Origin of the sequence: Tepidicaulis sp. (assembly GCF_965222285.1) — a bacterium.
Classification (GTDB): Bacteria; Pseudomonadota; Alphaproteobacteria; order Parvibaculales; family Parvibaculaceae; genus Tepidicaulis.
Genome location: NZ_OZ244942.1, coordinates 2,433,425 through 2,448,504, shown reverse-complemented (window position 1 = coordinate 2,448,504; position 15,080 = coordinate 2,433,425). Strand labels below are relative to the sequence as shown.

General features: G+C 60.9%; 15 protein-coding genes. 8 read left to right on the top strand and 7 right to left on the bottom strand.

The features are described 5' to 3' along the window. A complete protein-coding gene (locus tag ACOQOT_RS11715; protein ID WP_420559445.1) occupies positions 1 to 180 on the top strand; it encodes a hypothetical protein in 180 nt (59 codons plus the stop codon). Here ACOQOT_RS11715 and ccoP read toward each other — a convergent pair. The 6 genes from ccoP to ACOQOT_RS11685 form a co-directional block, all read right to left on the bottom strand. Continuing rightward, entirely contained in the window at positions 174 to 1,055 is an 882-nt protein-coding gene (gene ccoP / locus ACOQOT_RS11710) for a cytochrome-c oxidase, cbb3-type subunit III (RefSeq protein ID WP_420559444.1), read from the bottom strand. The genes ACOQOT_RS11715 and ccoP overlap by 7 nt on opposite strands. Beyond that, positions 1,052 to 1,222, bottom strand: coding sequence for a cbb3-type cytochrome c oxidase subunit 3 (locus tag ACOQOT_RS11705; RefSeq protein WP_420559443.1), 171 nt, complete (start codon positions 1,220 to 1,222; stop codon positions 1,052 to 1,054). Before ACOQOT_RS11705 ends, ccoP begins: the two co-directional genes overlap by 4 nt. 9 nt (positions 1,223 to 1,231) lie before the next feature. Further along, on the bottom strand, positions 1,232 to 1,966 hold the full coding sequence (gene ccoO / locus ACOQOT_RS11700) for a cytochrome-c oxidase, cbb3-type subunit II (protein WP_420559442.1): 735 nt from the start codon (positions 1,964 to 1,966) through the stop codon (positions 1,232 to 1,234). Between the two features lie 13 nt (positions 1,967 to 1,979). Next, positions 1,980 to 3,662, bottom strand: a complete 1,683-nt coding sequence (gene ccoN, locus ACOQOT_RS11695; RefSeq protein WP_121880034.1) for a cytochrome-c oxidase, cbb3-type subunit I — start codon at positions 3,660 to 3,662, stop codon at positions 1,980 to 1,982. A gap of 337 nt (positions 3,663 to 3,999) precedes the next feature. Further along, the gene (locus ACOQOT_RS11690; RefSeq protein WP_420559441.1) at positions 4,000 to 4,914 is read right to left on the bottom strand and encodes a hypothetical protein; all 915 of its coding nucleotides are present in this window, start codon (positions 4,912 to 4,914) and stop codon (positions 4,000 to 4,002) included. Between the two features lie 35 nt (positions 4,915 to 4,949). Next, complete coding sequence (locus tag ACOQOT_RS11685) at positions 4,950 to 5,570, bottom strand: DUF1134 domain-containing protein (RefSeq protein ID WP_121880030.1); 621 nt, start codon at positions 5,568 to 5,570, stop codon at positions 4,950 to 4,952. A 302-nt stretch (positions 5,571 to 5,872) separates the two neighbouring features. On the opposite strand from ACOQOT_RS11685, the gene ACOQOT_RS11680 reads away from it, so the two are divergent. From ACOQOT_RS11680 to ACOQOT_RS11665, 4 genes are all read left to right on the top strand, one after another. Further along, positions 5,873 to 7,957 carry an intermembrane phospholipid transport protein YdbH family protein gene (locus ACOQOT_RS11680; protein ID WP_420559440.1) on the top strand — a complete coding sequence of 695 codons (2,085 nt, stop codon included), beginning with the start codon at positions 5,873 to 5,875 and terminating at the stop codon, positions 7,955 to 7,957. Further along, on the top strand, positions 7,954 to 8,163 hold the full coding sequence (locus ACOQOT_RS11675; protein ID WP_420559439.1) for a YnbE family lipoprotein: 210 nt from the start codon (positions 7,954 to 7,956) through the stop codon (positions 8,161 to 8,163). The genes ACOQOT_RS11680 and ACOQOT_RS11675 overlap by 4 nt, the downstream gene beginning before the upstream one ends. Beyond that, entirely contained in the window at positions 8,163 to 8,576 is a 414-nt protein-coding gene (locus tag ACOQOT_RS11670) for a YdbL family protein (RefSeq protein WP_420559438.1), read from the top strand. Before ACOQOT_RS11675 ends, ACOQOT_RS11670 begins: the two co-directional genes overlap by 1 nt. Before the next feature lie 581 nt (positions 8,577 to 9,157). After that, on the top strand, positions 9,158 to 9,916 hold the full coding sequence (locus ACOQOT_RS11665; protein WP_420559437.1) for a cyclic nucleotide-binding domain-containing protein: 759 nt from the start codon (positions 9,158 to 9,160) through the stop codon (positions 9,914 to 9,916). A 3-nt stretch (positions 9,917 to 9,919) separates the two neighbouring features. Here ACOQOT_RS11665 and cysQ read toward each other — a convergent pair whose 3' ends face one another. Further along, a complete protein-coding gene (cysQ, locus tag ACOQOT_RS11660) occupies positions 9,920 to 10,732 on the bottom strand; it encodes a 3'(2'),5'-bisphosphate nucleotidase CysQ (protein WP_420559436.1) in 813 nt (270 codons plus the stop codon). A 190-nt stretch (positions 10,733 to 10,922) separates the two neighbouring features. On the opposite strand from cysQ, the gene chpT reads away from it, so the two are divergent. The 3 genes from chpT to ACOQOT_RS11645 all read left to right on the top strand — a co-directional run bounded on the left by chpT (position 10,923) and on the right by ACOQOT_RS11645 (position 15,068). Continuing rightward, complete coding sequence (chpT, locus tag ACOQOT_RS11655) at positions 10,923 to 11,576, top strand: histidine phosphotransferase ChpT (protein ID WP_420559435.1); 654 nt, start codon at positions 10,923 to 10,925, stop codon at positions 11,574 to 11,576. A 253-nt stretch (positions 11,577 to 11,829) separates the two neighbouring features. Further along, positions 11,830 to 14,556, top strand: a complete 2,727-nt coding sequence (locus tag ACOQOT_RS11650; RefSeq protein WP_420559434.1) for a chemotaxis protein CheW — start codon at positions 11,830 to 11,832, stop codon at positions 14,554 to 14,556. Further along, positions 14,553 to 15,068 (top strand): chemotaxis protein CheW, encoded by a 516-nt coding sequence (locus tag ACOQOT_RS11645; protein WP_420559433.1) that lies wholly within the window; start codon positions 14,553 to 14,555, stop codon positions 15,066 to 15,068. Before ACOQOT_RS11650 ends, ACOQOT_RS11645 begins: the two co-directional genes overlap by 4 nt. Positions 15,069 to 15,080: the final 12 nt, after the last annotated feature.

Genomic DNA, 15,080 nt, shown 5'->3' with positions numbered 1-15,080 from the left:
ATGGACCTTCTGTCTTGCTCTTATAAAGAGGGCTCTTTAGGGGAGCGGCCCGGCGATTTGACGCTGCGCCATTTTGTCACCAGCCAGGTTTCCCTGGAGCCATCTTTAAAAGAGCAAGGCCCCGCCCTTTTGGGGCAGGGCCTTGCCGGTCGTCTTGTTCTTGTGGGCGTGCGTTATTGACCGCCGCCCAGCGTGTGCACGTAAAGCGCCAGTTCCTTGATCTCCGCATCGGAAAGGCGGCCGCCCCAGGCGGGCATCACGCCGGCGCGTGCCTTGGCGATGCTTTCGTAAATGTCGGAGCGGTTGCCGCCATAAAGCCAGATGGCGTCGGTCAGGTTGGGCGCGCCCAGTTCCTGATTGCCTGCGCCGTTCTCGCCGTGGCAGGCAACGCATTGCTGAGCGAAGATTTCCGCGCCCGCTTCTGCGCCCGCCGTCATTTCGCCCTGACCGGAAATGGCCATGACGTAATCGGTGACATTGCCCACTTCCTCGCGGTTCAAAATACCGTCGGTGAGGAAGCGCGGCATCATGTTGAAGCGGGTGTCGTCATCCTGCTCCCAGCGGATGCCGTGGGTGATCGTGGTCTGAATGGCTTCGAGCGTGCCGCCCCAAATCCAGTTGTCGTCATTGAGGTTGGGATAGCCTTTGAAGCCTTGCGCGCCGGAGCCGTGACAAGGCGCGCAATTGTCGCCGAAAAGCGCCTTGCCGCCGGCAACGGCCAGTTCCATCAATTCAGGATTGGCCTGAATCTTGGAAATGTCCGTCGCTGCGATGGACTGCATATATTCGGCCCGGCCTTCGTCGATGGCGGCAAGTTCTTCCGTCACGGCGCCGCGCTGGCTATAGCCCAGAACGCCTTCCAGCGCCGTCCATTCCCCGTTCCAGAAGACGGGCCAGGACGGCATGAAGATGAAATAGGCGACCGACCAGACGATGGTGGCGTAGAACGTGTAGACCCACCATTTGGGCAGTGGATTGTTAAGCTCGCGGATGTCGTCCCACTCATGACCCGTGGTTTCGACGCCGGTGACTTCGTCTTTATGCGGGGTGCTCATTTCTTCTCTTCCCCTTTCTCTTCATCGTTGAGGGGCAGGCGGGAGGCTTTTTCGAACTTCTTCTTGTTGGACGGCCAGAAAGCGTAAGCGATTGCGCCGATGAACAAGACGAAGAGGAAAACGAGACCCCAGGTGCCGGCAAAGTGTGAAAAATCTTCATAGGTCACAGAGGCCTCCTATTGCTGCTCGAAGACAACGTCTTCGTAGGCGCTGAAATCGACGAGCGTCCCCAGCATCTGCAGATAGGCGATGAGCGCATCGAGCTCGGTGATCTGATCCGGATTACCGTCGAAATCGCGGACCTGGGCCTTGGCATAGCGTTCCTGCAGCCCGTCATAATCGGATTCAGGGTCGGCCTGCGCTTCAAGGTCGGCCCGGGCATTGGCGATCTGCTCTTCGCTATAGGCCTGGCTGATCGTCATGCGCATGGCTTTCAGATCGTTCTCGATGTCGCGGTAATCGAGCGGCGTTTTGGCAAGGAAGCCGTAGCCCGGCATGATGGACTCAGGCACCACCGCGCGCGGGTTCTGCATATGAATGCGGTGCCATTCGTCCGAGTATTTGCCGCCGACGCGGGCAAGGTCGGGCCCCGTCCGCTTCGAACCCCACTGGAAGGGGTGGTCGTATTTGCTTTCAGCAGCCAGCGAATAGTGCCCGTAGCGTTCCACTTCCGAGCGCAGCGAACGCACCATCTGGCTGTGGCAGGTGTAGCACCCTTCACGGATATAGATGTTGCGGCCTTTGAGCTCGAGCGGGGTATAGGGGCGCACGCCCTCCACATCCTCGATCGTGGTGTTGATGAGGAAGGTGGGGACGATTTCGACGATACCGCCGATCGCGACCGTGATCAGGGTCAGAACGAGAAGAAGGATCGAGTTCTTCTCGATGGTTTCATGCTTGAATCTAGCCATCGTGAGAGCCTCCTTACTCGGCCGGTGTTGCGATGATCTGGCCGGAACCTGCGGGCGCTGCGTCGAGCTTTTCGCCCTGGCGCACATCGCCGCGGATGGTCCGGTAGACGTTGTAGACCATGATCAGCGCGCCAAGCAGGAACAGAACGCCGCCCAGCCCGCGGATAATGTAGAAGGGATGCATCGCTTCCACGGTTTCCACGAAGGAATATTCGAGGAGGCCGAGGTCGTTATACGCCCGCCACATCAGGCCCTGCATGATGCCGGAGACCCACATGGAGGTGATGTAGAGCACGATCCCGAGCGTCGCGACCCAGAAGTGCCAGGAGACGAGAGCAAGGGAGTAAAGCTCCTTGCGCCGCCACAGCCAGGGCACGAGGCAGTAGATCGCGCCGAAGGAGACGAAGCCCACCCAGCCGAGCGCGCCGGAATGCACATGGCCGATCGTCCAGTCCGTGTAGTGGCTGAGCGAGTTCACCGCCTTGATGGACATGACCGGGCCTTCGAAGGTGGACATGCCGTAAAAGGCGATGGAGACGACGAGCATGCGGATGACCGGGTCGGTGCGCAGCTTGTCCCAGGCGCCCGACAGCGTCATCAGACCGTTGATCATGCCGCCCCAGGAAGGCATCCAGAGCATGATGGAGAAGGTCATGCCGAGGGTCTGTGCCCAGTCGGGCAGCGCGGTGAAGTGAAGGTGGTGCGGACCTGCCCAGATATAAAGGAAGATCAGCGCCCAGAAGTGGATGATCGACAGACGGTAGGAATAAACCGGCCGCTCCGCCCGCTTCGGTACGAAGTAATACATCATGCCGAGGAAGCCGGCGGTCAGGAAGAAGCCCACCGCATTATGGCCGTACCACCACTGGATGAGGGCATCCTGCACGCCGCCAAAGAAGGTGTAGCTCTTGACGGACAGAAGCGAGACGGGGATCGACAGGTTATTGCCGATATGCAGCATCGCGATGGTGACGATGAAGGCGAGATAGAACCAGTTGGCCACATAGATGTGAGGCTCGCGCCGCTTGGCCAGCGTCACGAGGAAGACCAAGAGATAGACGACCCAGACGATGGTCAGCCAGAGATCCACATACCATTCGGGCTCTGCATATTCCTTCGACTGGGTGACGCCCATCAGGTAGCCCGTGGCGGCCAGCACGATGAAGAGCTGGTAGCCCCAGAAGACGAACCAGGGGGCGATGTCGCCGGCAAGGCGCGTCTTACAGGTGCGTTGCACGGCATAAAAAGATGTCGCGATCAGCGCGTTGCCGCCGAAAGCGAAAATCACCGCCGAAGTGTGCAGCGGACGCAGCCGGCCGAAGGACAGCCAGGAAACGTCGAAATTGAGCACCGGAAAGGCGAGCTGGAAGGCGATGAGCACGCCCACGGCGAAGCCGGCAATACCCCAGAAGAGTGTTGCGATGACACCGGCGCGGATGACGCCGTCGCTATATTGCACGCCGTCCTGGGCCTGCGGATCCGGGCCGCGCTCCAGCGCATCGAAATGACGCTTGCCCAGGGCAAAGAGCCCGAAAACGAAGAACAGCAGGAAGAAGGTCGCATGGGTGGCCATCGCCGCTTCATGCGTTTTTGCTGCGATATAAATGCTTAGGAACGCGCCTAGTACAAATGCGGCGCCGACGCCAAGCGTCGCCGCGCCGAATGTGCCCGCGCCTGCTTCTTTGGAAGCCGCCATCGGAATCTCCTGAATATTGCCTCAGCGGCTTCTTTTAGGGCGGGGCAGGGAGAGGCGCTTTGGCATAGATCAAGTGGATGGCCGGCATATGCCGATCGCCCCCCATTGATTTGCGTATGTGCCCCTCCGGCAACGATATCTGCCACCCCCAGAAGTCGCATCCATCAGATCGTCTTGTCGGTCTTTATCAATGACCGGGCAACGCGACACGGACGCACAGTCCTTACGCAAAATGCCGCACCCCGGAAGGATGCGGCATTTGTTTTAGCGTGGCAACAGATGGTGAGTTGCAAAAGGCGGCAGATGAAAGAGTGCTGTGACTACGTTTTATTAATACTTAGGCGATGGGTGAGCCTTCTTGCAGCGCCTTGATGCGGTCTTCGAGATTCCGTTCGAGCGAGGCCGGCGTGTGAGCGCTGTGCTCCTCCTCTTCGTTTTCGTCCTCCCGGTCGCCGAATTCTTCTTTCACGCCGTCGGAGAAGGAGAGAAGCGATTCTCTGATCTCTTCATATTCCTCGCTGGAAAGAGCGGCGGTGTTTTCTCCCTCCGCCGTCTTCTCGGCATGGTGCGCGTGGGCTGTTCCGGCTGCTGCTGCTCCTGCCGCAGGAACGACGTTTGCCCAGGCAGGAGGCTGCGCCTTGATCGGGGCGGGGCGTTCTTGCCTTACTTGGGACGCTTCGGGTTCTGCAGGACGGGCAGCGGTTTGCGGGCGCGCCTGAGGCTGGGCAGGGGCCGGGGCTTCTTCGGGTTCCTGCAGAAGCATAGCCAGCTTGCGGGCGCTTTCGGCGACATCGCGGGCCTGGCGTCCGGTTTCCTTGCGCCGGGCTTCAGCGTCCTTAAGCGCGTTTTCAAGTGAGCCGATGCGGGCGCGCTGTTCGGCAAGCTCCGCATTTGCCGCTTCATGATCGGCTCTCGCGCCTGCAAGCGCTTCCTGCAGCCCGCTCACTTCACGGGTGAGGGCGGCATTTTCTTCGGCCTGATGGGTACCGATTTTCCGGTTGCGGGAGGAAAGCGCGGCGATTTCGGAGGTTTTGGCGGCAAGCTCTTCTTCAAGGGCTGCGACTTGAGCCTGCAAGGCGCCGATACGGGCCGAGGGGCCGCCTTCCGTCTCGCCTTCTTCCCCGGGCTCACCTGCCGCGAGCCGCTTTGTCGTTGCGGCCACGGCGCGGCGCCAGATGAACTGGGCGGTCATGATGGCAAAGAGGGTCGCCAGGAAAAATCCCAGGGCGAAGATCATCAGCCCTTCAATCATGTCTTTTTCCCCTCTCCCTCGTTTTTACCGCTGCTTCAGAAGGGCAGCCACTCACGCTCGCGCGTGTATTTCAAATATCCGACATTCGCCCCAAGACGCAGGCCGACGCCTGCCCGAATGGGCGCGAGGACAATATCGCCCCGCTGCTGATAGTTCACGCCGACGCCGCCGACATAGTAGGCACTGCCTTCCACGCCGGGGAACCGCTGGTAGATCTGCCCGGTGTCAGGCAAGTTATAGACCAACGTGAAGACTTTCGACGCATTGCCGCCGAAATCCCAGCCGGCGGAGGGCCCCTGCCAGAAGACTTCGGTGCGCGGGCCGTCCTTCATGACCAGCTGCCCGGAGCCGTAGCGCAGGCCGACGCCGATGGCGCCGCTGCCTTCCTGCCCGGCTATATAGGCATTGGGTTCACCATATTCAGCGAAGACCGCGTGGATAACTTCGGCGAGCCCTTCAGCCGTTTCCCCTAGGAAATTGCTGGCGGCCTGGAAAACCTCGTCCTCGGAAAAGGTCTTGCCTTCATTGCGGCTTTCGACGTTGGGGGCGGGCTCGTTCGGCTCTGCGGCTTTGGCCGCAGGCGCGGCAAGGGCGGCGATCCCCAGCGTTCCCAGGCTCAGCATCCCCAAGACGGCAAATGTTTTCAAACGCGGCATTTCATTATCCTTTGTTGCAAGGCCCCCCGGCGCTCACCCTCGAATTTTCGTCTGGAGGCGGCTGCGCGATCCGTTCTGAAACCCGGCACTGTGCCGTATTCGCACACATCCTCACTCCGTAAAACGGCAAAATAACGAAAGCAGGCCGTTTTTGTGCCTGCGAAACATGGCAGCAACGCGGCTGGCCGGATTCCAGGGGAAAAATCCTGAAATTTGCGCTTTTTGCCTATTTTTTGGCCCATATGGCCGCCATCTTCAGAGGGAGCGCGGTTTAGCTGCCCGCTGCATTTTTGGGGGACGAATTGAGCCTGGATAAAGACAATACCGGCCCGCACAAGCCGCAGCTTCAGGCCGAAACCGGCGGGAAGAAGCCGCGCCGCGGCCTGCGCCGTCTCGGGCTGTTTTTCCTGCTGCTTTTGGCGGTGCTGAGTGCCGGGCTTTTTTGGGGCTGGCAGAACCGGGCGGCGCTTCTGGAAGCCTTTGCCAGTGATTATCTGAGCGGTCAGGGGATCGCGGAATTTTCCTTCGAGGTGGAAGAAGCAGGTTTCAGCGGTGTCGATATCGCGGCGCTGCGTATCGGCCCGGCGGAAGACCCTACCTTCAGCGCCGAGCGGGTGCAGGTGCGTATCACTTCGCTCCTTGGCGGCGTGGCGGGCCTTTCCGGCATCGAGGTCGTCTCTCCTTATCTGCGCCTTTCTTATGATGAGGAAAGCGGGCTCGATTTCGGTGCGCTTGGCCCCCTCCTTCAAGGAAGCGGAGAAAGCGGGACCCAGGGAGGCGTGAGTTTTGTTCCGCCGCTTTTCTTTCAGGATGCGGTCTTTGAAGCGCAAACGCCGCTCGGTGATTTCAGGCTCGGGGCGAGCGGCGATGTGCACTGGCAGGACGGCACACTGCGCCTTGCGCTGGAAGAATGCGCGCAGCTTGATCTGCCGCCGGAGCTTGCATGGAAAGGTGTGCCTTATGCGGCGCGGGTTGGGGCGCTGCAGCTTTGTCCCAGTGAGGGCGGCGCGTTTGTCTTTTCACCCGGCACCGGCGCGGGCGAGGCGTCATTGGCGCTTGCCTCTTTTCCCTTTGAGGTGCGCCGGGAAGGCGTGCGCCGGGCCTTCGCCAAAGGACAGATGCCGGTACTTGAGCTGCGCGTCGAAAACGGCGCGCCGGGTGCCCGGCTCGATTGGAAAGCGGCCGGCGGGCAAATCGCGCTGGATGAATATGCCGTGGCTTTGAGCGGGATCGACATGGAGGGAAGCGCCTCGCTCGTAACGGAGGCGAGAGAGGGGGCACTTACATCCACCTTCACGCTTTCCGGTCTTGCGGTGAAAGACAAGGCGCCCGTTCCCCGCTTCGCGCCTTTGCAGCTTTCGGGAAAGGGCACGCTCCAAAAAGGCGTGATTGCCTGGAACGGACTGGCCCAAAGCGCGGCGGGCGCGCCTGCGCGGCGGCTTGAAACGCGGCTGAGCGCCCAGCACGATCTTTCAAAGAACAAAGGCGGGCTGACGGTTACCCTGCCGCTCACGACCTTTGCGCCGGGGCAGCTGGAACTTGCGCGCGTTATGCCCCTCCTCAAAGGCCATATCACACGGGCGGTAGGAGAGCTGTCCAGTAAGGCACAGCTTTCCTGGCGGGACGGCAAGCTTTCCAGCAAAGGCGAGGCGGCGCTGCGCGGTTTCGGGTTTTCGACGACCGCCGCACGGATTGAAGGGATCGAGGGTAAGGTTACGCTTGCCTCGCTGATACCGCCTGTGACGGCCGGGCCGCAGCGTCTCGCGGTGGGGCGCATCTCCGCCGGGATCGAGCTTCTGGACGGGCAGGTGCAATTCGAGCTTGAGCCTTCAGGCGCGGTTCAGGTTCAAGACGCATCATGGCCTTTTGCAGGCGGCACGATTTCGCTCGATGAAGGCGCAATCGAACCGGCTGCCCCGTCGCAAGGCTTCACGCTGCGCGTGCGCCAGGTGGCGCTGGATAAGCTGTTGGAACTTCTGGCGCTCGATGGGGCAAGCGGCACGGGCCGGGTAAGCGGCTATGTGCCGGTCGTTATCGAGGAGGGCAAGGTGCTCGTCAAAGAAGGCAAGCTCAAAGCGGAAGGCGAAGGCGTTCTTGCCTATAATGGCCCCGCAGGTGAGGCGAAGACCGGCGGGCAAAGCGACCTTGTTTTTCAGGCGCTGAAGAATTTTCATTACAAGGGGCTGGAGATGACGCTGAACGGCAATGCGCTGGACAGGCTGACGCTCGGTCTTTTCATCGAAGGGGCGAACCCGGACCTTTATGACGGCTATCCCTTCAAAATAAATATCCGCACCGAAGCGGCGTTTGCCGAACTTCTGCAGCGTGGTACGGTGGGCTTCAGAGCTTTGGATGTCATTCGCGAGCAAGGAACGCCTGCGCCATGAAGACAGCTATTTTCCATTACTCTTCTCGCGGCGCTTTTCTGGGCGCTTTGGCGCTGGCGCTCGGTGCCTGTCAGCCGACGGTGAAAATCGAGGCACCGGACAAGCCCATCGAAATCAATCTCAACGTCAAGATCGAGCAGGAAGTGCGCGTGAAAGTGGACCGCGAACTCGACGATCTGCTTGCCCAGAACCCGGAGATTTTCTGATGCGTGATTTCCCGAATGCCCGCGCCCGCACGCTTGCCGTAGCCCGGCCCGAGAGCCGGCAGCGCCGCCGCTTTCTCACGGCCCTTTTCTTCGGGGCGCTGACGCTCATGGTAGCGGGCCTGACACTGCCCGCATCCGCCGACGGTCTCGATGCCGCCAAAGCGCGCGGGGAAGTGGGTGAGAAGCGCAACGGCTATGTGGGGATCGTGGTCTCCGCGCCGTCCGCCGATCTTGTGCGCATGGTGGACGACATCAATCTGCGCCGGCGCGATGCCTACCGCTCGATCGCGGAAAAGACGGCCGGTTCCACCCTGGCAGCGGTGGAGCAGCTTGCCGGCGCCAAGCTCATCGGCAATGCCGCCTCCGGCACTTATGTGGAAGATGCTTCGGGCAACTGGGTCAAGAAACCTTAAGGCTCGCCCAGTTCTCTAATCCCGTCCCTCCTTTTCTAAACCTGTGCCAGATGGACACAGGTTCTACGGTCCTGCGCCTTGCAGATATGGGACGGACACAGGACGCATTTCTCTCAACTCCCGGTTTTTCGCCGAATCACACGCATTACGTGCGGTGTTCGGCGCGGCATAGGCTTTGCACCTATCAGGGGTGCCGGGCCCCATATCCTTGTCCTCGCGCATATGGGAACCGGCCGCCCGAAGACGTGACGTTTGGGGGGCGTCTTCGGCATCATTTCCACTCCCCCGGCTTTGCCGGCGCGTGAGTGGGGCTGGCGCGGGGCTGGACCGAACGGGGGCTTGGTCCGGCCTCGCCGCCAGCCACGCGTTTGCCGTGCTTGCCTTGGGCTATCCCGCAAGCATTCCTCATGAGCAAACCAATGCGACGCATTTGCATAGCGGCTATCCAGGTGGCGGATTTCTGCGTCATATCGTCTTGCGCAACCCCGAAATTCAACACCCCATTGCCGTGATTTCCTTCAGGCACTAAACTCCTTCTTATCTTTTTTCTGGAGGCTGGCTTTTGGGTCGGCAAAAGCTTGATGAAAACAGACAGCACTGGGCTGCCCTCAGTCCAACAGCTCAACGGCACGTTTGAAATCGCGAACCCCTGCGCGGCTTGCGATGTGCGTACGCGCGCGGTTTGCGCGGCGCTGAACAATGCCGAGCTGACGGAGCTTTCCGAACATTCCCGCCACAAGGAACTTTCCGCCGGTGATACGGTCTTCTTCGAAGGCGATCCGGCGGAAGCCTATTACGTGGTAATGGACGGGGCCTTGAAGCTTTACAAGCTGCTGGCCGACGGGCGCCGCCAGATCACAGGCTTCCTCTTCAAGGGCGATTTCGTCGGCCTTGCCTTTCACACCGACCATACGTTCACGGCAGAAGCGCTCAAAGGCTCGAAGCTTTGCCAATTGCCGAAACAGCGCTTTGAAACTGTTGCCGATCATTCCCCGCAGCTCGGCCACCGGCTGCTGACGCTGGCCTCCGCCGGTATTGCTTCGGCGCAGGAGCAGATGCTGCTTCTCGGGCGCAAGACCGCGGCGGAGCGTCTGGCGTCCTTCCTGCTCTGGCTCTCGACAGTGCAGGGACGTGAAGCGGCCAAACCGCTTGACCGGATTTCCGTGCCGATGAGCCGGGCGGATATGGGCGACTATCTGGGCCTGACGGTGGAAACGGTGAGCCGCACGGTGACGAAGTTCAAAACCAGCGGGCTCATCCGGCTCTGCGATCACAATGAGATCGAGATTTGCGATCGCGAAACGCTGTCCTCCATCGCCGATGGCGAAGAGCTCGACTAGTTTCTAGCGACCCTTCCAGGTTTTTGCGACGAAGTAGGGATTGTCCATGCCCCGCTCGGTTTTGCCGTAGCGCAGCGGCGTGCCGTCAAGCTCCGTGACGCTGCCGCCGGCCGCTGAAAGCACCGCATGGCCTGCTGCGGTGTCCCATTCCATCGTGCGGCCATGGCGGGGATAAATATCGGCTTCGCCCGCCGCCAGCAGACAGAATTTCAGCGACGATCCGGCGGTGATGAAACCGGTGACATTGTAATGGTCGAGATATTCGTCCGTCTTGTGATCGCGGTGGGAGCGGCTGGCGACGGCGATCATGCCGCCTTCGGGCACCGCGCGTACCTTGATGCGGCGGGGGGCGGGGGCCTTGCTCAGATCGCCTGCCTCGTTGGCCTCCACATCCTGCTCATAAGCTTCCGCCGGGCCGCAGGCATAAAAGAGACGCTGCTTGGCCGGCGCATAAACGACACCGCAGGTCGGCTCGCCCTTTTCAATGAGCGCGATATTGACCGTGAATTCGCCGTTCTTGTTGATGAATTCGCGGGTTCCGTCGAGCGGGTCCACTAGAAAGAAGACGTCCCCGAAAACCGGGATGTGACCGGCAGCGGCTGCTTCTTCGGAGACCACGGGAATGTCCGGGGCAAGCTCTGCCAGGCCTTTCAGGATCAGCGTCTCGGCGTCCTGATCGGCGGCGGTGACGGGCGAGTCGTCCTTCTTCTGCGTGACGTCCACCGGCCCGCCTTCATAGTGACGCATGATGTCCGCCCCGGCGGCCACGGCGATGCGGCACAGGCCGGCGCTCAATGAAGGGTAATCTATGCTCATGTCTTTATCTGGCTGAGTTCGGGCGGCGATGGCGCTTGGCATGTAAACTGGGCGGAGAACACCACCCCAGCCCGGTAAGGTCAAGCGGGAAGGGCAGGCGTCCTGTCCCGGTTCGGCGCGGGGTTAGAGGCTAGCAAGGCGCGGCAGAGGGTGTTAATCACGAATTGGCAGACCTTGGGAGAAGCGAATCATGGCCGACAATTACGAAATCGAAGCTCTCGAACTGGCGGCGCTTCTGTGCTCGCGCGTCTGCCATGACGTCATCAGCCCAGTGGGCGCCATCGCCAACGGCCTTGAAGTGCTGGATGATGATGAAGACGATGATGCGGAAATGCGCGGCCATGCCATGGATCTGATCCGCCAGAGCGCACGCCAGGCCTCTGCGAAATTGCAATTCGCGCGTCTGGCTTTCGGCGCGGCAGGGTCCGCCGGGGCGCATCTGGAACTTACCGACGCGCGCGATGTGGCGCTCGGTTATGCGCAAAGCGAAAAAGCCGAGGTGACGTGGGAAGCGCCGGTGGCGACGATCGGTAAGGATTACGTCAAGCTGCTGCTCAACATGATCGTCATTGCGCTTGCCTCTATTCCGCGCGGCGGCACGATTTCCGTCAAGGTGGACGGGGTGCCCGACACGCCGAGCTTCTCGCTGCGTGCCAGCGGCAAGGCGGCGCGTATTCCGCTGGAGACGGAGAAATATCTTGGCGGCGTGCGCCCGGAAGATGTGCTCGATGCGCGCGGGGTGCAGCCCTATTTCACCGGCCTTGTCGCCCGCAGCCTCAACATGAAGCTCGATGCGGCCATGACGGGCGAAGACTTCACTTTTACAGCTAAACAGGCGGGCTAGGCTTTTACCTTCCGTTAACCGGCTAGCAAGTCTTTGATTTCATGAGTGTTTTAGCGGCATGCGCCCGAGTGGCGCATGCCGTTTTTCTGCGTCTGATTTCAGAGCTTTTTAACGAGTTTCCCCAACAATCAGCGGTAATCCGGTTCATTACCCGCTCTCCCAGTGAGCGGGCAGGACCCAAACACAGCACGCCCACATGCAGGCCTTATTGCCCGCCATGGGGTGCGCAACGCGAGAGTGCCGAGGGGACGTTATGGATGATCTACTTCGCGAATTCCTGACCGAAACGACCGAGAGCCTCGACGTAGTGGACGTCGAGCTGGTGAAGTTCGAGCAGGAACCGAACAACGCGCAGATTCTGGATAATATCTTCCGTCTCGTGCACACCGTGAAAGGGACTTGCGGGTTCCTGGGTCTGCCGCGCCTGGAAGCGCTGGCGCATGCCGCTGAAACGCTGATGGGCAAGTACCGCGACGGCATGGGCGTGACCGATGGCGGCGTGACGGCGATTTTGCATTCCATCGACCGGCTGAAGCTCATCCTTTCCGAGCTGGAAGCGAACGAAGCCGAGCCCGATGGCTCGGACGACGATCTGATCAACCAGCTTAACGCGCTCTCGCAGGGCGAAGCGGAAGCCGCCGCCCCGGCAGCGCCGGCTGCGCCTGCCGAAGAAGCGGCGCCGGTTGCCGAAGAAGCGGCGAGCGATGACAGCGCGGCTATCGATCCGCTGCTCGACCGTCCCTTGCGTCCGGGTGAAGTCTCGCTTGAAGAACTCGAACGCGCATTCCAGGAAGCCGAAGGCCCCGAGCTGGCCGCTCCTGCTCCCTCGCCGGCCCCGGCTCCTGCCGCGCCGGTTGCCGAAGAGCCTGCTGCAGCAGATGACGGCGAGAGCGAAGGCGGTAAGAAAGAAAGCGTCGCCAACCAGTCCATCCGTGTGAACGTGGATACGCTTGAAAACCTGATGACGATGGTTTCCGAGCTTGTGCTGACGCGCAACCAGCTTCTGGAAATGGTGCGCCGTCTCGACGATAGCGAATTCAAAGTGCCGCTGCAGCGCCTGTCCAATGTAACGGGCGAGTTGCAGGAAGCGGTGATGAAGACGCGCATGCAGCCCATCGGCAATGCCTGGCAGAAACTGCCGCGCATCGTGCGCGACCTCAGCCGCGAGCTTGGCAAGAAGATCGATCTGGAAATGATCGGTGCGGAAACCGAGCTTGACCGCCAGGTTCTCGATCTCATCAAAGACCCGCTCACCCATATGGTGCGCAACTCCGCCGACCATGGTCTGGAAACCACGGCCGAGCGCGTTGCCGCGGGCAAATCCGACAAGGGCCGCATCACGCTGCGCGCCTATCACGAAGGCGGCCATATCATCATCGAAATCGCCGATGACGGGCGCGGCCTCGATGTCGAAAAGATCAAGGCGAAAGCCATTGCCAACGGTCTTGTGAGCGAAGCGGAAGCGGAAAAGCTCACCGAGCAGCAGATCCACCGTTATATTTTCGCGCCGGGCTTCTCAACCGCTGCAAAGGTCACGAACGTGTCGGGCCGCGGCGTCGGCATGGATGTGGTGCGCACGAATATCGAGCTGATCGGCGGGTCCATCGACCTGCGCTCGACGCATCACAAAGGCACGACCTTCACCATCAAGATCCCGCTCACGCTCGCGATCGTTTCCGCGCTTATCGTGGAAGCGGCCGAAGAGCGCTTTGCCATTCCGCAGCTCGCCGTTGTGGAACTGGTGCGCACGAAGGCCGATTCCGATCACCGTATCGAGCACATCAACAACACGCCGGTTCTGCGCCTGCGCAACCGTCTCCTGCCGCTGGTCTTCCTCGATCAGTTCCTGGGGCTGCGCTCTTCGGCGGAAGCCATGTCGGAGGACGGGCGCACGGTCACCTCCGATGAAGCCTTCATCGTGGTGACGCGTGTGGGTGAGCAGATTTTCGGCATCGTCGTGGACAGTGTCTTCGACACCGAGGAAATCGTCGTGAAACCTGTGGCCTCGCTTTTGCGCGATATCACGGTCTTCTCCGGCAACACGATCCTGGGCGACGGTTCGGTCATCATGATCATGGACCCGAACGGTGTGGCGCAGGCGATTGCCGGCGAGCTCAACGAAATGGAAGAGATCGTGGCGGAAGAACAGCAGGGCTTTACCTCCGACGGCGAGACCTCGCTTCTGGTCTTCTATGCCGGCTCGCAGGAACCCAAGGCCGTGCCGCTTTCCCTCGTCACGCGTCTGGAAGAGTTCGACGTTTCCGAGATCGAATATTCCAACGGTTCCAACGTCATTCAGTATCGCGGCAAGCTGATGCCCATCATGCATGTGGCCGAAGGCACCGCGCTGCGCAGCGAAGGGCGCCAGCCGATCCTCGTGTTCACCGAAGAAGAGCGCTCTGTGGGCCTTGCGGTGGACGAGATCGTGGATATCGTCACGGACCGCCTCGATATCGAGCTGACCTCGGAAGTGCCGGGCATCCTGGGTTCCGCCGTGATCCGCGAAAAGGCCACGGAAGTCCTCGACGTCGCTCATTATCTGACGCGGGTCTTCGCCGATTGGTTCCGCCGCAAGGAAGCCGCGCTTCAGGCGGGCGCTGCCAAGCGGCTGCTGCTGGTCGATGACAGCCCCTTCTTCCGCACCATGGTAACGCCGCAACTGGCAATGGCCGGCTATCAGGTCGTGCATGCCGCCAGCGTGGACGCTGCCTGGAAACTGCGCGATGCGGGCCAGATGTTCGACATCATCGTCTCGGATATCGAGATGCCGGTGACGAACGGCTTTGAATTCGCAGCCGCGGTCAAGAAAGACGACACCTGGTCGCATATCCCGATCATAGCGCTCTCAGCGCTCGGCTCATCCGAGGCGATCGAGAAAGGCCGCCAGGCGGGCTTCGACGATTATGTCGCCAAATATGACCGCGATGGCTTGATCCAGGTTCTCAACGAAATTCTCGATGCCAAAGGAGAGGCAGCATGAGCGAGCACGAAACCAAAGCAGCTGCAACGCGCGCATCGCGCAAGAAAGCCGCAGCAGCGGTGAGCAGTGCCGGTATGTCTGAATACATTACCGTGGTGATCGAGGATCAGCTTTTCGGCATTCCCGTGCCGCGTGTGCATGACGTCTTTATGCCGCAGTCCATGACGCGGGTGCCGCTTTCGGCGCCGGAAGTGGCGGGCGTTCTCAACCTGCGCGGGCGCATCGTGACGGCAATCGATATGCGCCGCCGTCTCGGCCTGCAGTCGCGCGACCGCAGCGCCGGATGCATGGCGGTGGGCGTCGAGCACCGGGGCGAGTCTTACGGGCTGATCATCGACAGCGTGGGCGAGGTTCTGCGCGTTGCCGATGCGGACATGGAAAGCAATCCGGCAAATCTCGATCCGCGCTGGCGGGAAATTTCCGCCGGTGTGCAGCGGCTGGAATCGCGGCTCATGATCGTGATCGATGTCGAGCGGGTTCTGAATTTCACGGGTCAAACGCTGGCGGCTTAAGGCAGGGCCAGG